Source organism: Gordonia aquimaris, assembly GCF_026262595.1.
Classification (GTDB): Bacteria; Actinomycetota; Actinomycetes; order Mycobacteriales; family Mycobacteriaceae; genus Gordonia; species Gordonia tangerina.
This window is the reverse complement of record NZ_JAPKFM010000036.1, coordinates 26,453-45,971: the sequence shown is the minus strand read 5'-3', so window position 1 is coordinate 45,971 and position 19,519 is coordinate 26,453. Positions and strand designations below refer to the sequence as shown.

Below are 19,519 nucleotides of genomic sequence, written 5' to 3'. Positions count from 1 at the left end.
ATGAGTTCTCCGTCAGACTTCAAGAAGGGTCTCTCCCGTGAGTGAGTTCGATACGACTAGGCAATCGCTATCGAAGCCACGGGAGAGACCCGCTCAGCGCAGACGCGCCGTCGGATGAGACAGGTGTGGGCAAAATCGTGTCCGCCGACGGGCAGCTTCGTGACCGCGAGTGGGCAGTCCTTATTGTCCGTCAGCGGGCACTTTCGTGACCGCCCATGGGCAGTTTTTCATGTCCGCTGACAGGCGTCGGGCTCGACTTCTGTCGCTGATCGAGTAGGTTCGAGCCGCTAGGCGAGGGCCGTATCGAGATCTGCTGTGTGTCTTGTGGTCTCGATACGCCTCCTCGCCTAGCGGCTCGTCGGCTACTCGACCACCGGCGGTGGGGCTCGTCGGCTACGCGACGATCGGCGGTGGGGCTCGTCGGCTACTCGACCACCGGCGGTGGGGCTCGTCGGCTACGCGACGATCGGCGGTGCGGCTCGTCGGCTACTCGACCACCGGCGGTGCGGCTCGTTGGCTACTCGACCACCAGCGGTGTGGCTCGTTGGTTACGCGAGGATTGGCGGTGCATCGCCACTCAGTACCGAATCGGCGCCGGACTCCACAGGCCGCTGCGGGTGGCGGTGCCGGTGTCGATGTCGGCGAGGGTGTTCACGTCGCCGTAAGGGGTGTAGCGCTCCAGCGAACCCCAGTCGCGGCCGATGTCACCCTGCAGGTAGGTGGCCATCGCCTCGGGTTGCTGGGACACCTCCAGCCAGCCCAGCGGTCCGCCGCCGTAGGAGTCCTGCCACGCCGACACCGCGGCGGCGAGGTCGGCGCCCGGTTTGATCCGCCACTGTGGGATCTCGGCGACCCCGTTGGCGTGGGAGAACGGACGCTGACAGGGGAACGCCAGGCCGGAGGTCCAGTCCACATGCACCGGGTCTTCCCGGCCGACGACGTCCTGCAGCGTCTGCATCTCCGGCAGCCGCGGCGGGGTCACCACGATGAAGCGGTCCGATGACAGGTTGTCGTCGGTGGCGACGATGCGCACCGCGGTCGCATCCGACGGCAACGAGTCGGTGGTGACGCGGACATTGCGCCACGACGGACGCGGGCCCGGGTCGATCAGTTCGGTTTCGCCTTCTGCCTGAAGCTCGGCGTCCCGCGTACCCGGATCGATCGGATCGGTGGTGTACTCCAGCAGCAGGTTCGGGTTGTCGTAGAGCCCGGCGACCGAGAAGGTCAGCAGCGGGTTGTCGGCGAAGTCGGCGGGCAGCGCGTACCAGGCGGAGGTGAGCCGGGCCGGCACCTGATCGGTGGTCGAGTAGCTGCCCATCACCGGGGTGGTGGCCGGATCGAGGAAGAACGGCAGCTCGGCGAAACTGCCGTTCACCCCGGCCTGCGACGTGACGCCGCCACCGGTGCCGCCGGTGTTGGCGGTGAGCACGTCGGGTGAGTCTGTCGCATTGCCCGCCAGCACGCCCAGCGACCCCTCGCTGGCGGTGGTCTCCAGATCGACCGGCACGCCATTGGCGGTGAACCCGGTGGTGGCCGGGCGGGTACCGTCCGGTGGCGCCGTCGCCGGACCCGCGAGGGGGTCGGCGATGGAGCCGTCGACCGGTTGCAGCAAGAACCGGCTCGGGTCGGTTTCCACCCACACCTTGTCGGCCATCCCGCACTCCTGGCCGGTGAGGGCCTCCAGATTCGCACGCGGCACCGAGTACGACGAACTCTGCTGGATTCCCGCGAACATGGCGGTGACCAGAGCGAACACCACGACGGCAGCGGAGACGAAGGCGAGTGGCGCGGATGCGAGCAGCGCCCACATCCGGCGGTACCAGGCTCTGTCGGTATCGGTCGTCGGGTCGTCGGCCGGGTCGGTGCCGGTGAACGGTTCGCGGAAGTGGAACCAGAGCGCGAGCAGCAGCAGGAGCAGCGCGGCATAGAGCAGCAGGCTCGCGAGGTTCACTCCGAAGCTCACCTGCGTGACGCCCCACGGCATACCCCATGCCGAGGAGTAGTAGAAGGAGTTCGGCGCGGTGAATGCGAGGCCGGCGACGAACAAAACGAGCGCGGCGAACAACGTCCGGTTGCGCCGCGAATGCATGGCCTGATGTCCGACGGCGATCGCGGCCAGCGCGGCCAGGGCCGCGGCGAGACCGGCGAAAACCCCGAAGTGGTGGGTCCACTTGGTGGGCGTGAACATCAGGAACACCAGCGAGGCGAAGGTGATCCCGACGATCCGGCGCGACGGTCCCAGCGCGGTGCCGGGGATACGGGAGCGCCGGATCAGCATTGCCGCGGACACCACCAGCGACAGGATCATGGTGAGCACCGCGAATCGGCGGTCGATGGAGCCGTCGGCGGAGAACGCGAACAACGACGAGTAGCGGTTGATCTCGTTGTACCAGTGCATCGACGGCCCAAGTGCCGACTTCATCTGCGAGGCCTCGACGAACGACCGCAGCGTGAGATTGGAGAACACCACAAAGATCACGAAGGTGCCGGCGGCGACGATGGGGGCGAGCAACGCCACATAAGACCATCGACCACCACCGATCACTTTGGCGCGCTTGATCAGGGCCAGGATCATCGGTCGGGCGCCGGCGATCAGTGCGGCGACCGCGAGCAGGCCGGTGGGTCCGGCGGCGAGACTGAATGCGCCGATCAGACAGGCGACGGCAGCCGGCAGCATGCGGCCGGTGGCGATTGCCCGTTCCACCGAACACCAGGTGAGCAGCGCACCGAGACAGATGATCGGCTCGGGGCGCAGCCCGTTGTTGAACGGGAACCAGGAGATGAGGAAGACGAAGGCGGCTGTCCAGCCCACCGACGGACGGGTGATGGCGGCGCGCCCGAGTCGCGGCAACACCTCGTGGCTGACGATCAGCCACACACCGATGCCACACAAGAGTGCCGGCAGGCGCATCCATGGGCTGGCCACGCTGATGTGGCTGAGCCAGCCGAACACTTGGTAGTACCAGCCGAACGGCGCCTCGGGCGCCCCGAACCAGCGGAAGTAGTTGGCGGTGTAGTCGGTGTCCTGCGCCACCCGCGACATCGTCAGCAGGTAGCCGTCGTCGGAAGTGTTGGGACCGATCATGTGCCACACCACCAGCGCGCCGATGACCACATAGTCGCGGGCGTTGAGGTGCCACCACCGCGCCGGCAGGATCCGTCGGTGCCGTCGGCCGTCGGTGGAATCGAGAACTGCGAGCGCGGCCAGCGACAGCAGGGTGGCGATGATCCCGATGACGAGCACCGCCCACTTCAGGATCGTCGGCGCGGTGGAGTAACGCGAGTCGATCGTGACGTGCGCGTCCAGCCCGGGCAGGCTGGCGACCGGGCCGTCGAGGTCGGTGAACAACCCGGTGACCTGCGGGCGCTGGTCGGCATCGTAAGTGTCGGACTCGCGGCCCGCGGTAGTGCCGTCGAGCGGTTCGCCGTCGTCGGTGCGCATCCCGACGAACTCGGCCGAGACGGCCTCGGCGTCGGCGTGCACCGAGATCTCGCGGCAGTCCTGACCGCGGATGTCCTCCAGCGTCGCCGCCACCAGTGGCATGTTGCGGATGACCACCTCGACGGTCTGCCGCGAGGCGGGATCGCCGGGCTGCCCGGTCTTGCGGATGAACAACCCGCGCTCGCCGGATTTCTCCGCCTGCTTCGGCGTCGTCGACAACAGCACGGACTCGCCGTCGCCGAGCTGCTCCACCGCACTGCACGGCACCCGAACATCCAGATCGATGGGAACGTAGCTGATCAGCGGTGCCGCGACCGACTCGACCTGCTCGCCCTGGGGCCAGGAGATCTGGGCGGTCGTCTGATGAACCGGCATCAGTGGCGTTGCGAGTGCCATCAGGAATCCGAGCAGTCCGGTGATGATGGCGACGACCCTGGCGCGTCTTACCGTCTGCGATGGCACAAAGAGAGATGGTAACGGTTGGGCTTGCGCGTCCCGTTTCGGCCGAAGGTCGCTGAACTATGGTGGGTGCCATGCCTGACTCCGCCACCGGCCCGGAACCGTTGCCGATTCTGCTGCTCAACGGCCCCAATCTGAACACCTTGGGCGTCCGGCAGCCGGAGGTCTACGGTGCGGCCACCCTCGACGACGTCGTCGCGCTGGCGGAGCGGACCGCAGCCGAACTCGGCTACGGATTGCGGGCGGCGCAGACCAATCACGAGGGTCAGATGATCGACTGGTTGCACGAGGCGCGTGGTCAGATCAGTGGGATCGTGATCAACCCGGCCGCTTGGACGCACACCTCGGTGGCACTCGCCGATGCCCTCGTGATACCCGAGGTGCCGATCATGGAGGTGCACATCAGCAATGTGCACAAGCGTGAGGCGTTTCGCCATCACTCCTATGTGTCGCCGCTTGCGTCCGGGGTGATCGCCGGATTCGGTATCCGTGGTTACGAATTCGCGATAAGGCAACTAGTCGACGTGCTCGGCTGACGGCTCAGCGTTCTACCCGGGGGGCGAACCGCGTGGCGACAGAAATGCAACCTTGGGGTTGCAGACGGTCGGTGCGATGTGCAATCCTTGGGTTGCAGATGAAAGCCTGAGAGGACACCATGATGGACACCGAGTACGACCGCATCGAACGTGAGATCACCATCAACGCATCCCCGCAGCGGGTCTGGGAGTTGGTGAGTGAACCCGGCTGGTACATCAATGACCAGCGCATCGTCGACCATCAGGTCGAATACGACGGTGAGATCGCCTATGTCACCGATCCGACCCACGGGCGCTTCGCCTTCCGGACCGTGCATCTCGATGAGCCGTCGTATGCGGCGTTTCGCTGGCACATCGACGCAGACGACCCGTCGAGCTCATCCACGCTGGTCGAATTCTGGCTGACTCCGGCCGATTCGGGAGTATTGCTGAAGGTCGCCGAATCGGGATTCGCATCGTTGTCCGAGCCGGAGGCCGATCGACGTTCCCGATTCGACGATCACTCCCAGGGCTGGCGACTCGAACTGGAGCTGGCCCGTGTGCACCTCACCGGGGCCGATGCTCGTGCCTGACGCCGAGACGCAGGCGCCGGTCGAGTTGTTCGCCGCGCTCGCCGACGACAGCCGGTGGCAGATTCTTGTCGAACTCTCCCGCGCCCCGGCCTCGGCGTCGGCGCTGGCCGACCGATTGCCGATCAGCCGACAGGCCATCGCCAAACACCTGCGAGTACTCACCGACGTCGGGCTCGTCGCGGCCGCGAAGGTCGGTCGCGAGGTGCGCTACGAGCCGGTGGGCGCGCGACTGAGTCAGGTGGCGCGCCAACTCGACGCCATCGCCCGCGGTTGGGACCGCCGACTCGAGCGGATCAAGTCGCTCGCCGAAGACGCGAATCGGTAGTACGAACCGCCGCCTCGCGGCTGTTGGTACTACGAAATCGTGAGGGAGGCTCAGGAGATGTCGAGCGCGCGGCGCGCGGCCTCGGCGACCGGACCGTTGTGCCGGGGGCCGTGTCCGGGGAACAGGACCGTGGCATCGAGCGAGGTGAACGATTCCACGGTGCGTCGCGCGGTGGCCTCATCGTGTGCGAATGCGTGCTCGATGCATTGCGGACCGGTCACCGTCGAGATCGGGTGGCCGCTCACCATGGCGTCCCCGCACACGAGCACCGCGTCGTCGGCGACGAGGTAGGCGCTGTGACCGTCGGTGTGACCGTACGCGGCCACCGGGTTCGGAGCGCCCGGCAGGTCCAGCGGCGACGGGAACGGCTCGGCCTCGAGGCCCGTGCGGCTCAACGCTCCCAGCGGCAACACCATCGACAGCCAGTGCAGCACCCGAGGTCGGTAGGAGATCGGCACGATGTCAGCCGGACCCGCCTGCTGCAGGTATTCGCGGCGGGCATGGGCGACCTCCACCGGATCGCAGTAGACGTCGAATCCGTAACGCGCGTTCAGCGTCACCAGCCCGCCGAGATGGTCGACGTGTGCGTGGGTGAGCAGCGCACCCCGGATGTCCTCGGGACGACGGCCGATGGCCCGCACCGACTCCTCGACCGCAGATGCCTGACCTGGATAGCCGCCGTCGATGAGGGTCAGATCCGAGCCCTCCTGCAGCAGTATCCAATTCACCACGTCGGTATGCACCAGAAACGCTGTCGACGATCCGGCGTCCACCCGACTGATCTGCATCGGTCTGCGTCCGAACTTCATCGACGCACCACCACCACGAAAGGTCCCACCTCGGTCACCTCGAACCTCGGGTCGGCGAACACGGCCGGATCGAATGTCACCGTGTACCGCTTGACGTTCGGGTCATTGGGGTAGACGTCCTCGGCCAGCCGCAGCGTGTAACCCTCAGCGGCATAGCGGAACAGGAACACATTGGGTGGAGTCCACGGCGAACGGTCCAGCCGTCGGATGAGTTGGTCGGGGGTCTCGGCGTCGGCCCATCGTTCGATGGCTGCGGCGCGTTTGTCGAACTCGGCCAAGGGGTTCGCGTAGTGCGAGGTGAGTCCCTGGAAGCCCCAGTACGGATAGATCGACAGGAAGCCGTAGTCGGCGGTCAGCACCACGTTCTGATCGGCGGTCCGGCCGGTCTGCTTGCGGATCAACCGATGGATCTCCGGGTAGTACGACTCGGCGCCTGCGGGACGTTGATCGGCGCGTTCGCCGCGACCGTCGGTGTCGGTGTAGGCGGTGGTGATCTCCCCGGACAGATGACCCGGGATGCCTTGCGCGAGCGCGATGGCCGAGACCGCCGCGATCGCACCGATCGCGAAGCGGACATCGCCGAACTTGCCCACCGCCCAGCGCGACAGATCCGCGATACCGAGCACCCCGGCCGCCGACAACGCGCCGTACAGCAGGGGATCGAGCCGGAACGACAGCAGCGTGCTGCCACCGGCGGTGCGCAACATCGACAGCAGACAGAACAGGTAGATCGTCACGACGGTGATGAACAGCGCAAGCGCGACGGTGCGCTGTCGGAACCGCAGCAGCAGCCAGACCAGGCCGATCAGAGTGACCAGACCCATCAGGGAGAAGTTGAAGAATGGCAGCGGCAGGACAGCGCCACGATCGGGCAGATAGTGTTCGGCAGTGCCGCCGCTGGCGGGCTCGCTGGTCGCCCGCGCCCACAAATACGGGGCCCACACCACCAGGGCGATGAGGCCGGAGATGACGCCCATCGCGACCAGTCGACCCAGGATCGCGAGGATCACTCCTCTTCGCCGGCCGGTCACGGTGGCGCTGGGCACCGCCTTGTTGCCGGCCGAAACCCAACCGACCACACAGAGATACAGAGCCATGACGATCGCGCTGAGCGCGAACAGCCCGGTGTAGAGCGTGTAGCAGGTGGCGCTGATGCCGAGGAACACACCGGAGCCGATCACCGCAGGCCAACTCGTGCCGCGGCGGAGGCCGCCCACGGGGCCGTCGGCGAGCCGTGATCTGCCGCGCAGCCCGTACAACATCGGGATCAGCATCGGGACGCCGAGTATCACCAGAATCGCCGCATACGGTTCCGGTGACGCCCACATCACCGTGACCAGCGTGATGACCAGGGCGATCGGGATTCCCCGCATCGCGCCCACCATCCGCGTCCACAGCAGTATCGCCACGGCCGCGGCCGCCGCCATCGAGATGATGGCCCACGGTTTGTAGGCCTCCCACCCGGGCAGTCCCTCGATGTCGGCGAACCGGCCACCCCACCAGAACCACCCGGCCGGGTAATAGGGCGGCAGATCCAGATAGGTCATGTCCGCCAGCCGTGGGCTGCTGGTCATCCGGGTGAGGTACTCGGTGCGGAACTGCTGATCCACCGAGAGACCGAACAGGTAGAGCTTCGTGGCGCCCAACGGCATACCCAGGGTGACGGTCACCATCCCGGCGGATGCGGCCACCGACAGCAGGCCGGTCAACCAGCGTGGTCTGCCGTAACGATCCAGGAGAACGGCGACGACGAGCACCGCGACCGCGAACACCTGCCCGACGGTGGTCAGTGCGCGGGTCACATTGGAGGAGTTGAACGCGGGCCAGTCGACGCCCGCGATGACCTTCAGCCCCACGAACGCGATGAGCGCACCCAGCAGCGCGGCAGCGACGAGTGCGCCGACGTCGCGGGCGCGGCGAACGGCGGTGCTCACGATCAGATCGGTAGTCGACGGAAGATCGGGCGCGGGATGTGCCGCAGGATCATCATGACGAAGCGGAACGGCGCCGGAGCCCAGACGATCTCCTTGCCCTTGTCGGCGGCCGCGACCACCATGCGGCCGACGTCCTCTTTGTTCACCGTCATCGGAGCTTCGTCGACATGGGCCGACAGCCTGGTGCGGACCTGACCGGGCCGAACGACGAGGACGCGAGGACCGAACGGCCGCAACGCATCGCCGAGGCCGAGGTAGAAACCGTCGAGTCCGGCCTTGGTGGAGCCGTAGACGAAGTTGCTGCGCCGCACACGTTCTCCGGCTACCGAGCTCATCGCGATGATCTGGCCCGAGCCCTGTGCGCGCATCTTCTCACCGAGCAGCACACCCACCGAGACCGCCGCGGTGTAGTTGATGGCGACCTCGGTGACCGCACCCTTTTGGTCCTGCCACACCTTTTCGTCGTCGAACTGCACACCGAAGGCGACGATCGCCACGTCGATGTCACCGCCGGCGAAGGCCTTGTCGATCACCGCGGGGTGGGTGTCGGGCGCGAGTGCGTCGAAGTCGATCAACTCGACGTCGGTGGCGCCGGCCGTCCGCATCTTCTCGACCGCGGCATCGGAGGTGGGATCGCCCGGGACGGTGGCCAGCACCAGTCGGGCGGGCCCCTTCTTGAGGTACTCCTCGGCGATCGCCAGCCCGATCTCGGAACTGCCGCCGAGGATCAGGATGGATTGGGGTGCGCCGACGGCGTTGATCATGGTGCCCTTTCGGTGTTCGTGAGCAGGTGGTGGGAAGTTCGGGAAGGTGGTCGTCAGACGAGTTCGAGGCGACGACCCATGTCGGACATGAAGACTCCGGTCGGGTCGATCCGCCGCCGAACCGCAGTCCACTCGTCGATTCGCGGGTACATCGCGTGGAAATTCTGCGCGGACGTCCGCGAGTCCTTGGCCGTGTAGAGGCGGCCACCCATCTCCATCACCCGCCGGTCCAGGTCGTTGAGGAACTCCGCGAGACCCTTCTTGACCGGGAAGTCGAGGCAGACGTTCCACCCCTTGAACGGGAAGCTCAGCGGCGCCTTGTTCCCTTCGCCGAACAGTTTGATCACGTTGAGGAAACTCACGTGCCCGGAGGCCTGGATGTCGACGATGAGCTGCTTGAAGTCCTTCTCGTTGCCGGTCGGCACGATGAACTGGTACTGCGTGAATCCGCCACCGCGGCCGTAGGCGTTGTTCCAGTTCCCGACGACGTCGAGCATGTGATAGAACTGCGCCAAATTCTTGATCTGGCCCATCTTGTTCGAACCCATGCGGTAGTAAGCCTCACCCACCAGCGCGAAGTCGAACTTGTTGGCCAGCCCGCGCGGAAACACATCCGGAAGCGAGATCAGCGGCTTGCTCTTGAACGCCAACGGGTCCTTGCGGTACTTGGCCGGCAGGTCGTCGAGGGTTGCGAGATTGCCGCGGCTGAACGACCCGCGCCCGAGTTTTGGTGGGCCGCTGATGGTGTCGAACCATCCCGAGGCGTACTCGAAGCCGTCCTCGTAACGCTGCTCGAGGTGCAGGTCGATCGTCTCGTCGAGGGTATTGGTGGTGAACGTGTCGGCGAGGAACAGGGCGCTCTCGGTGCGCTTCATCGCGATCTTGGCGCGCAGGATGATGCCGGTGAGACCGATGCCGGCCACCGTCGCCCAGAACAGTTCGCCGTCCGGGTCGTCGGAGGAGCCGTCGGGGGTCAGGATCAGCACCCGGCCGTCGGCGACGAGCAGATGCATCTCGACGACGTGGTTGCCGAAGCTACCCGCGCTGTGGTGGTTCTTGCCGTGGATGTCGTGGGCGATCGCGCCTCCGACGGTGACCTGCCGGGTGCCCGGCAGCACGGGGACCCAGAGTCCGAACGGCAGAGCCGCGGCCATGAGGGCGTCGAGAGACAGCCCGGCGTCGACATCGGCGATCGCGGTGTCCGGGTCGATCGAGTAGATCCGCGTCAGCGGCGTCATGTCGACGGTGAGGCCACCGCTGTTCTGGCCGGATTCGTTATAGGAACGACCCAACCCGCGAGCGATCACCCCGCGCTTGAGATAGTCCGGTTTGTCCGCATTGTCGTCGGCCACACGCGCAACGGCTTCCGCGATGACCTCGGGATATGGCGTTGAGAGCACGTGCCCGACGGTCGGGGTGGTCCGGGACCACCCCACCAGCTTGCGGGTCTCGATCGGCAACAACTCGTGAGTAGACATCGCACATGAGGGTACCTGTCCGCTCGGACGGTCGGATCGCGATGAGAAACACCTGGTCGCGGAGTCGAGGAAGCGATCTCATCGCGCCCGGTGCAGCGTCTGCGCGACGATGTCGCGCGTATCCGCCGGATCGATCACATCGTCGATCTCGAACACCCGCGCGGCGTTGAGAGCCTTGGCGTGCTCCCGCATCGCATCGGTACTCGTGCGGACGAGTTCTTCGCGTTCGGCCTCCGGAAGCGCGGCGAGCTGCTTGGCCATCGACAGTCGCACCGCGCCCTCGAGACCCATCGGGCCCAGATGGGCCTGCGGCCAGGCCACCGTGAGGACGGGGCGGTGCGTGTCACCGCCGAGCATCGCCTGGGCGCCGAGGCCGTAGCCGCGCCGCAGGACGACGCCGATCAACGGCTGGGTGAACTGTGACCCGACGTTGACCATCCGAGATGCGGTCCGCACCAGACCGGTGCGTTCGGCCTCGGGCCCGACCATGAACCCGGGCGTGTCGACGAGACTGAGGAGCGGGATGCCCCACCGCTCGCACAGTTCGAGGAAGTCGGCGGCTTTGGCCGCGGCATCCGAGGTGAGCGCACCCGCGAGATGGGTGGACTGATTGGCCATCACCCCGATCGGCATGCCCTCGATCCGGGCGAGAGCAGTGACCAGTTCCGGCGCCCACCGCTCGCGCAGCCAGAGCGCCGTCCCCGTGTCGACGACGGTCTCGACGATCGGCCGGACGTCGAACGCCTCACGATCATTGGCGGGCAGGGCGTCGCGCAGCACTGTCTGATCGTCGACGACGACCTCGACCCGGCCGCCCGGTGCAGTCATGCCGAGCAACTGCCGCACGATCGCGACGGCCTCGGCTTCGTCGTCGACCAGGATGTCGATGACCCCGTTGGCTGCCTGCTCCTCGGCAGGTCCGATGTCCTCGGCGGCCACCTGACCGAGTCCGCCGCCCGCGATCATCGCCGGGCCGGCCATGCCGAGATTGGCGTCCGGGGTGGCCACCCGGATGTCCGCCGACCCGGCCAGGACCGCGTTGCCCGCGAAACAGCGGCCGGACACCACCGCGATCCGCGGTGCCACCTCGCCGAGCGCGCCCCACATCCGGAACGAGCCCACATCCAGCGCCGACACCACCGGATAGTCGGTGTCGCCGGGGCGCCCGCCGCCACCCTCGGTGAAGAACACCGCCGGCAGCCGCAATCGGGTGGCGACGTCGATCAGCCGGTCGGTCTTGTGATGACCCCGCATGCCCTGGGTGCCGGCCTGCACCATCCAGTCGTAACTGATCACCAGACAGGCGCGGCCGCCGACGGTGGCGGTGCCGCCGATCAACCCGTCGGCCGGGGTGTCGAGCACCAGGTCCATCAGGTCTCGACGTTGTTCCTGTGCGGCGGTGGCGAACTGGCCGTACTCGATCAGCGAATCGGCATCGATCAGGTCGGCGATGTTCTCCCGCGCGGTGCGACGTCCGGCTACATGACGGCGGGCCACCTTGTCCGTGCGCGCGGCATCGCTCGTCAGGTGCCGGCGTGCGCGGAGCTCGTCGAGACCTGAGGCGGGAACAGCCGGTTCGGTGAGGCGGTCCGGGTCACTCGTCACGATGCTCCTTCATCTCGCGCTCTCTGACGCGCCGATCGCCGACCGCGCCTGTTCGATCTCACGTCGGCAGAAATCCACGTTGACGCTATCGTCGGTGCGCTCGAGTGCATCGTCGATCAGGCCGAGATGATGCAGGACGTGGTCACGCACATCGGAATCCACCGCCGCCACCCCGATCCGACGTGCGAGCAGGATGGCCGCGGTCATCGCGATCGGCGCATCGAGTGCGTAGGTGCGCACCGCTCCGAACACGTCGTCGAGCAACTCCTGCATGGGTAGACGGGTCACGAGCAGGCGCACGGTGCCCTTGTCGTCGACGCGCCCGAGGTCGGGCGCGTGGCGGCGGGCCAACGGGACGAGCCCGGCGGCGAGCTCGTTGAGCGTGTTGTGCGCAGTGTAGGGATCATTCGTGCCCGGGGACAGGGCGCGTACGGCCATCTCGGTGAGTTGCTGAACCGCGAACTGGATGTCCTGGTACGGCGTTCGCGTCTCGCCGAGGTCGATACCGGCCCGAACCGCTTCGGTCGCGGCCGCAATCACCTCGTCGTTGCGATCGGCACCGTGGATGTGGGCGAGCACCTCGCCGGCGACCAGGTGATCGCCGGGGCGGACCTCCATTGCCAACAGAAAGTCCTGCTCGCGCGCGGTACCCAGCAGTGAGGTCTCGTCGATGCCGATGATGAATCCCGAACCCGTTGCCGTGACGGGTGTCCCACCCTTCGGCGTCGGCGCGGGGACTGCGTTGTCGGGTGCGGGATCGGGATAGAGTTCGGCGACCACGGCGTCGAGTTCGGACCGCACGCGTGCCGAGAGTGTGGACACCTGGATCGACGACGCGATGTGGTTGATGAAGTACACCAGCACCAGGACGTCGACCACGGCCAACGCCACGGCCACGTTGACAGCGATGTCGGGGACGAAGGTGGTGTCCACGGTCGGTCCGGCTGTGATGGCGCGCAACACCATCAGCGCATACAGGAAGGTGGCGCCGAACATACCGAGCACGAACTGGTTGCCGCGGTCGTTCATGAAATTGCGCACCAGTCGCGGCCCGTACGTGGAGCTCGCGGTCGCGAGTACCGAGATGGTGATCGAGAACGAGGTCGCGGCAACCCCGAGCATCGACCCGCCGATCGCACCGAGCAGGTCGCGACCGCCGCTGGCACCGACCCGGACGAAGAAGCCGCCCTCCCAGCCGGGGGTGGTGTCGGCCAGTGAGCGGTCGACCGCGACAAGAACCTGTGCGAGCACGATCGCCGACAGCCCCATCACCAGCGGAAGGAACCAGAACACGTCCCGTAGACGCGTCAACCGCATCCGCATGCGCTACCCGCCCAGCACTTTGCGGGCGGCGTTGCGGCCGGGTATCCCGCTCACCCCGCCACCACGTCGAGCGCCGGCGCCGCACAGCAGCAGGCGTGGATGCGGCGTCTCCACGCCCCACGTGCCCACCTCGGTGTCGGATTCGGCCCACGGCCACTGCAGGCTGCGATGGAAGATGTTGCCGCCGGGTAGCCCCAGGGTGTCCTCGAGGTCTTGGGGGGTCTTGACCTCGACACATGGCCTGCCCTCGACGTCGTGGGCGATGACGTTCTGGATGGGTTCGGCCAGTACGGAATTCAGCGAGGCGAGGGTGGCGCCCACCGCATGCTCGACGGCTCCGGGGGAATCGAACACCTCCGGCGGCGTGTGCAGCCCGAACAGCGTGAGGGTGTGGTGTCCGGCCAGCTCGGGACCCAAAATCGACGCGTCCGACAAGGTGTGGCAGTAGATCTCGCACGGCGGGAGATCAGGCATCTGCCCGCGCTCAGCCTGCCGGAATGCGGTGCGCAGCTGAGTTGCGGACTCGTTGATGTGAAAGGTGCCGGAAAACGCCGCATCGGGCGAGACCGAACCGTCCCGCAGCCGCGGCAGTCGGTCGAGGAGCAGGTTGATCTTCAGTTGCGCACCGCGGGTCTCGGACTCGGTGGGGATGGGGTCGTCGAGCAGCTCGTTGACCACCGACGGCGCGCACGCGGCGTACAGCATGCTCGCCGACACCCGGCCGTCGGAGAGTTCGACGGTACCGTCGGTCGGGTCGACGCCGAGAACCTGAACACCCGTGCGGATCTCGGCGCCTGCGGCAGCCGCCGCCTGATACAGGGCGCCTGACACGGCGCCCATCCCGCCGACCGGGACATCCCAGTCGCCGGTGCCGCCACCGATCACGTGGTACAGGAAGCAGATGTTTTGCCGCATCGACGGATCGTCGAGGTCGGCGAAGGTGCCGATCAGACCGTCGGTGGCGGCGATCCCACGCACCACGTCGTCATCGAAGTACTGTTCGAGCAGTGTTCCGAGCGGCTCGGTGGTGAGTGTTTCCCAGAACTCGGCCTCGCTGGAATCGGTGCCGATGACCAGGTCGTGCATCTCGGCGCCCGAGCGCAACGGCTCCAGCATCGTCGGGAAGATGCGTGCGGCGATGGTGCCGACTCGGGTGTAGAACGATTGCCAGGCAGTGAACACGGTATCCGAACCGGTTGCACGGTGGAAGGATCCGGCGGTGGCGGTGAGGTCGCCGTGGTCGACGAGCACGCCGATCGACGGGTCGGTGGGCAGCGGTGTGTAGGAGGCGTGGCGTCGGCGGATGAGTCGGATGTCCACCCCCAAGTCAGCCATGATCTGTTGCGGTAACAGCGACACGAGGTAGGAATACCGCGACAATTGCGCGGGCCGGCCCGCGAACGGCATCGCCGACACCGTCGCACCACCGACATGATCGGCCTTCTCCAGCACCAGAACCGACCTTCCGGCGTCGGCGAGGTAGGCCGCGGCGGTCAGCCCGTTGTGGCCGGCACCGATGATGATGTCGTCGTAGTGTGCGGCAGGCACGTGGTGTTCACCTCATGATCCGGGACAGGAATGGGGTCGAGTCGGGCATGGACGCCAGCACTGTGCCGGAATGGTCCTCGGTCGGGTACACGTGCAACTCCACGGGTTGATCGGCGGCGCGCATCTGCGCGTAGAGCGAAAGCGCGGACGGTGCAGGTACATCCGTGTCCAACAGGCCTTGACCGAGGAAGATCGGCCGGTCGTAGCCGTCGTACGGCGTGCCCATGTACTCGGCGAGTCCCGCACGCACACCGGGGATGCCGGCCAACGGCGCGCGGAACAGGGTGCGCAGATCCACGCCGGTCATCACGTCGGCCATCTCCGTGTAGCACAGTGTGCGGGCCTTGGCGACCAGCTCGGCGCCGCGCGGGGTGAGCGCCGACCGCACGTCGAGGTCCGGTCGGGCCTCGCTGAACCCGGCGAGAATGTAGGCGGTGTAGGTGTTGAGGCCCGCCGGCAACGTGACAGGCGGGAAGTCCGGCCCGCCGAGCGCGATGATCTGCTCGATGTTGGCCGGTGTGCCGGTGGCCACCACGCCGCGATAGTCCAGCCCGGAGCCCCGCGACAACGCGGTGGCCTGGTGTGCGCCGTTGAGCGCCGCGCCCGCGCCCTGGGACTGCCCGACGATCGCCCATCGTGTGCTCAGCGGTAGCCCCATCTGCTGGGCAGCCTGCACCGAGTCGACGATCGAGTGGGCCTCGGAGTCGCCGTTGAGGTAACTCATCAGGCCCGGCGTGCCCAGGCCGACGTAGTCGGTGGATACGATCGCGTACCCCTGTTCCAGCCAGTGCGACAGATACGCCGAATCCCGATCGCTGCGCGGCAGTGCCGATGGTGTGCACCCGTCGCCCAGACCCGTGGTGCCGTGTGCCCACGCGATCACCGGCCATCCACCGGGCGGTGGGGAGCCCTTCGGGAGGAACACGGCACCGGTGCTGGTGGCCGGGCGGCCGTGCTGATCCGGTGTCGCGTAGTGGATTCGGTAGGCCTGCCCGGCGGCGGGCAGGCTCAGCTCGGTGGCGAGCGGGACCCGCGAGATCAGGGTCCCCGCGCGTTGGGGGATCGGTCCGGCGTAGTCGCGCACATCCAAACCCGACCAGTTCGGTGCCGGCGTGGCGGCAGGATCGGCGGTGGCGGGGGACGGTGCCGACAACGCCGCAACGGCGGTGGCCAGCACCAGGAACATCGTCGCAGCACCACGCCACAGCCGTCGAGACATCATGACTGCCGAGCCTAGTGCGTCTTGCTCACCGCCACGCCCAGATGTCGGGTTGGACCTATTCTGAGGTCGTGGACATTCCGTCAGTGGAGCTGAACAACGGATATTCGATCCCGATGGTGGGTCTGGGCACCTTCGACATGCTCGGCCGCCCGGGTGTCGGCGCGGTGGCCGGAGCGCTACGGGCCGGCTATCGGATGGTCGACACGGCGACCCGTTACAGCAATGAACGCAGCGTGGGTCTGGGGCTGCGGGAGTCGGGCGTGCCGCGCGACGAGGTGGTGGTGCAGACGAAACTCGGCGGTGGTGACCAGGGCTTCGACGAGGCCATCAATGCCGCCAAGGACAGCGCCAGACGACTCGGCGTCGACCACATCGACGTGTACCTGATCCACTGGCCGTGTCCCAGTCTGGGCCGCACCGTCGACTCGTGGAAGGCGCTGCTGACGTTGGCCGACGAAGGGTTCATCCGTACGGCCGGGGTGTCGAACTTCAAACAGCATCACCTGCAGATGCTCTATGACGAGACGGGTCGCTGGCCGGCTCTCAACCAGATCCAGTGTTCGCCGGCGCTGGCCCGGACGGGCCTGCGGGAGTTCATGACCGAGAAGGGCATCCACGCCCAGGCCTGGCATCCGACCGGCCGCAAGGAGGGCATGCTCGGTGAAGCGGCGGTGATCCGATTGGCCCGAAAGTACGGGAAGTCGCCCACTCAGATCGCCTTGCGGTGGGCGGTGCAGCACGGAGTCAGCGTGGTGCCCAAGTCGTCTCACCTGGGTCGGCAGCGTGAGAACGCCGACGTCTTCGACTTCCACTTCGACGCCGAGGACCTGGCCGCCTTGGCCGCGCTCGACCGGGGGGAGAAAGCGGCCCGCGACTCCGACGTCGAAGAGGAGTTCTGAGAGTCGATTCCCAGCGAAACCTCTTCCCCCGGACGTAGGGTCAGCCCATGACGGATGGCCGTGCCTCCACTGCCGACACGCCCGCCGACACGCTGGACCAGCGCAAGATCTGGTCGATCTTCGCCGGCCTCATGCTGGCGATGCTTCTGGCCGCCCTCGATCAGACGATCGTCGCGACAGCGCTGCCCACGATCGTCAACGACCTCGGCGGCGCCGACCACCTGACCTGGGTGGTCACCGCGTACATGCTGGCGACCACCGCCACCACACCGTTGTGGGGAAAGCTCGGCGACCTGTACGGCCGTCGCAATTTGTTCCTTGCGTGTGTGGTGATCTTCCTGGTCGGTTCGGGACTGTGCGGCACCGCGTCGTCGATGGCCACCCTCATCGGCTATCGCGCGCTGCAGGGTATCGGCGCCGGCGGGCTGATGGTGTTGTCGCAGGCGATCATCGGCGACGTCGTGCCGCCACGCGAACGCGGACGCTACCAGGGCATCTTCGGTGCGGTGTTCGGCTTCGCCAGCGTGGTGGGGCCACTGCTCGGCGGCTTCTTCGTCGACAACCTCAGCTGGCGGTGGGTGTTCTACATCAACCTGCCCATCGGGATCGTTGCACTGGCCGTGGTGATCGCAGTGCTGCCGAAAACCGTCGCGCAGACCAAGCCGTCGATCGACTATCTCGGCATCCTGTTGCTGATGACAGCGGCCACCGGAATCGTGTTGGTCACCAGCTTCGGCGCTCTGTGGGGCTGGACCTCTGGGCGGGTGTTGGCGCTGGCCGCGCTGTCGGTGCTGGCAGCGGTCGCGTTCCTGTTCCAGGAGCGGCGCGCCCCGGAGCCGGTGATGCCCGTTCGGCTGCTGACCGACCGGGTCTTCGTCATCGCCTCCTCGGTGGGTTTCGTCGTCGGGTTCGCGATGTTCGGTGCCATCACGTTCCTGCCGCTGTTCCTGCAGTCCGTGCAGGGGGCCAGCGCGACGTCGTCCGGGCTGCGGATGATCCCGATGATGGTGGGTCTGTTGCTCACCTCGATCGGCAGCGGGCAGCTCATCAGCCGCACCGGCCGCTACAAGTTTTATCCGATCGCCGGGACCGCGATCTTCACCGTCGCGCTGTACCTGCTGTCCACCATGGACGAAACCACCTCGAGCACTCTGACCAGCGTGTACCTGTTCATCCTGGGTCTCGGACTGGGCTTGGTGATGCAGGTTCTGGTGCTGGCGGTGCAGAACTCGGTCGAGTATCGCGACCTCGGTGCCGGCACCAGCGGTGCGACGTTCTTCCGGACGATCGGCGCCTCGGTCGGTGTCGCGGCGTTCGGTGCCGTCTTCAACACCCGCCTCGACGATCTGCTGTCCGACGGCGCGCCACCCGGGGCAGTGGGACCGTGTTCGGCGCCGGTGTTGGAAGCGTCCACGACGACCCTGCCGTCGTGCCCACCCGACGTGCAGGTGTGGTTCCTCGGAGGTTTCACCGACGCTTTCCAGATGGTCTTCCTGGTGGCCGTGCCGATCGGGTTCGTCGCCTTCGCGCTGAGCTGGCTGCTGCCCGAGGTGCCGTTGCGTACGGTCACCAAGACCCCCGACACCGGGGAGAGTTTCGGCATGCCATCGGCACGTACCTCGCTGGAGGAGTTGCGGCTCAAGGTGTGGGAGACGCTGGCGCGCGACGAGCGGTTGCGGGCCTGGGAACTGGTGGTGGCCGGCGCTGACAGCTCGCTATCGCGGGGTGAGGCGTGGATGGTCAGCAGGGTGGCCGAGGAGACGTCGCGGGAGATCGGGGCGATGGTGGCCGCGTCGGACACGCCGCGCCCGGTGGTCGTCTCGACTGCGGAGTCGTTGGCCGCGCGGGGGATGGTGACCATCGACCACGGCTTGGTCACCATCACCGCCGAGGGGCAGGCCGAGGCCGAACGTCTCCTCGACGCCCAACGCAGCCGCCTGCGCCAGTTCGTCGCCGACTACCCGGGTAGCGACGAGGCCGACGTCGACGAATTGCTCGACGAGATCGCTCGCCGTCTGCACACCGAGACACCGCCGAAGGGTCTGGTCACCACCGAGGGGTAGCGGCGACCGGCGTCGTCTGGACTAGGGTTTGGTTCGTGTCCCGACCCGAGTCCGACGCGGCCGATCATCAGCCGCACCATGAGGATTTCACGTCCCCGCACCCCATCACGCCGCTCGAACTGCCGCTCAACGATGCCGAGTTGTCGACCAATGCGGACCTGAAGACCCAGATTGTCCGATTCACCGTCACCGGCGCAGGGTCCGGCGTTCTCGACTTCGGGCTCACGCTGCTCCTGCAGTACGTGTTCGGGGCGCCGTTCGCGATTGCCAAGTCACTCGGCTTCATCCTCGGGACCACCACCGCCTACCTGTTCAACCGGCGCTGGACGTTCCAGGCAGAACCGAGCGCCTTGCGGTTCGTGGCTGTGGCGCTGCTCTATGGGGTGACCTTCTTCGTCAACGTCGGCCTCTACACCTGGCTGTCACATCTGTGGCCGGAGACGGTGCTCTACAGCTTCATCGCCTACGTCATCGCGCAGGGCACCGCGACCGTCATCAATTTCGTGGTCCAGCGCCTCGTCATCTTTCGGATTCGCTGAC

At 66.9% G+C, this 19,519-nt stretch carries 15 protein-coding genes; 6 read left to right on the top strand and 9 right to left on the bottom strand.

The genetic code is table 11. The features are described from left to right. Positions 1-577 precede the first annotated feature (577 nt). Complete coding sequence (locus tag OSB52_RS23070) at positions 578-3,904, bottom strand: arabinosyltransferase domain-containing protein (RefSeq protein WP_266063676.1); 3,327 nt, start codon at positions 3,902-3,904, stop codon at positions 578-580. Positions 3,905-3,975: 71 nt separating this feature from the next. On the opposite strand from OSB52_RS23070, the gene aroQ reads away from it, so the two are divergent. The 3 genes from aroQ (at position 3,976) to OSB52_RS23055 (ending at position 5,334) form a co-directional block, all read left to right on the top strand. Further along, entirely contained in the window at positions 3,976-4,437 is a 462-nt protein-coding gene (gene aroQ, locus OSB52_RS23065; RefSeq protein ID WP_235723330.1) for a type II 3-dehydroquinate dehydratase, read from the top strand. Between the two features lie 119 nt (positions 4,438-4,556). Continuing rightward, positions 4,557-5,009 (top strand): SRPBCC domain-containing protein, encoded by a 453-nt coding sequence (locus tag OSB52_RS23060; RefSeq protein ID WP_266063675.1) that lies wholly within the window; start codon positions 4,557-4,559, stop codon positions 5,007-5,009. Next, the gene (locus tag OSB52_RS23055; protein ID WP_266063674.1) at positions 5,002-5,334 is read left to right on the top strand and encodes an ArsR/SmtB family transcription factor; all 333 of its coding nucleotides are present in this window, start codon (positions 5,002-5,004) and stop codon (positions 5,332-5,334) included. Before OSB52_RS23060 ends, OSB52_RS23055 begins: the two co-directional genes overlap by 8 nt. Before the next feature lie 50 nt (positions 5,335-5,384). Here the strand turns inward: OSB52_RS23055 and OSB52_RS23050 are convergent, their stop codons facing one another. From OSB52_RS23050 to OSB52_RS23015, 8 genes are all read right to left on the bottom strand, one after another. Then, on the bottom strand, positions 5,385-6,143 hold the full coding sequence (locus tag OSB52_RS23050; protein WP_266063673.1) for an MBL fold metallo-hydrolase: 759 nt from the start codon (positions 6,141-6,143) through the stop codon (positions 5,385-5,387). Beyond that, on the bottom strand, positions 6,140-8,077 hold the full coding sequence (locus OSB52_RS23045; RefSeq protein WP_266063672.1) for a galactan 5-O-arabinofuranosyltransferase: 1,938 nt from the start codon (positions 8,075-8,077) through the stop codon (positions 6,140-6,142). Before OSB52_RS23045 ends, OSB52_RS23050 begins: the two co-directional genes overlap by 4 nt. A 2-nt stretch (positions 8,078-8,079) precedes the next feature. Continuing rightward, on the bottom strand, positions 8,080-8,841 hold the full coding sequence (dprE2, locus tag OSB52_RS23040; protein WP_235723335.1) for a decaprenylphospho-beta-D-erythro-pentofuranosid-2-ulose 2-reductase: 762 nt from the start codon (positions 8,839-8,841) through the stop codon (positions 8,080-8,082). A gap of 53 nt (positions 8,842-8,894) precedes the next feature. Further along, positions 8,895-10,319 (bottom strand): decaprenylphosphoryl-beta-D-ribose oxidase, encoded by a 1,425-nt coding sequence (gene dprE1, locus OSB52_RS23035; protein WP_266063671.1) that lies wholly within the window; start codon positions 10,317-10,319, stop codon positions 8,895-8,897. 78 nt (positions 10,320-10,397) lie between these two features. After that, the gene (locus tag OSB52_RS23030) at positions 10,398-11,924 is read right to left on the bottom strand and encodes an acyl-CoA carboxylase subunit beta (RefSeq protein WP_266063670.1); all 1,527 of its coding nucleotides are present in this window, start codon (positions 11,922-11,924) and stop codon (positions 10,398-10,400) included. A gap of 9 nt (positions 11,925-11,933) precedes the next feature. Further along, positions 11,934-13,241 (bottom strand): DUF2254 domain-containing protein, encoded by a 1,308-nt coding sequence (locus tag OSB52_RS23025; protein WP_266063669.1) that lies wholly within the window; start codon positions 13,239-13,241, stop codon positions 11,934-11,936. A 9-nt stretch (positions 13,242-13,250) separates the two neighbouring features. Continuing rightward, on the bottom strand, positions 13,251-14,795 hold the full coding sequence (locus OSB52_RS23020; RefSeq protein WP_266063668.1) for a phytoene desaturase family protein: 1,545 nt from the start codon (positions 14,793-14,795) through the stop codon (positions 13,251-13,253). A gap of 7 nt (positions 14,796-14,802) precedes the next feature. Next, positions 14,803-16,014 (bottom strand): alpha/beta hydrolase family protein, encoded by a 1,212-nt coding sequence (locus OSB52_RS23015; protein WP_372512469.1) that lies wholly within the window; start codon positions 16,012-16,014, stop codon positions 14,803-14,805. A gap of 71 nt (positions 16,015-16,085) precedes the next feature. Between OSB52_RS23015 and OSB52_RS23010 the strand changes: the two genes are divergently transcribed. The 3 genes from OSB52_RS23010 to OSB52_RS23000 are packed head-to-tail and all read left to right on the top strand — an operon-like array spanning position 16,086 to position 19,518. Then, positions 16,086-16,916, top strand: a complete 831-nt coding sequence (locus OSB52_RS23010; protein ID WP_235723340.1) for an aldo/keto reductase — start codon at positions 16,086-16,088, stop codon at positions 16,914-16,916. A 47-nt stretch (positions 16,917-16,963) separates the two neighbouring features. Further along, a complete protein-coding gene (locus tag OSB52_RS23005) occupies positions 16,964-18,979 on the top strand; it encodes an MDR family MFS transporter (RefSeq protein ID WP_266063667.1) in 2,016 nt (671 codons plus the stop codon). Between the two features lie 35 nt (positions 18,980-19,014). Beyond that, entirely contained in the window at positions 19,015-19,518 is a 504-nt protein-coding gene (locus OSB52_RS23000) for a GtrA family protein (protein WP_235723342.1), read from the top strand. The last annotated feature ends 1 nt before the right edge of the window (position 19,519 follow it).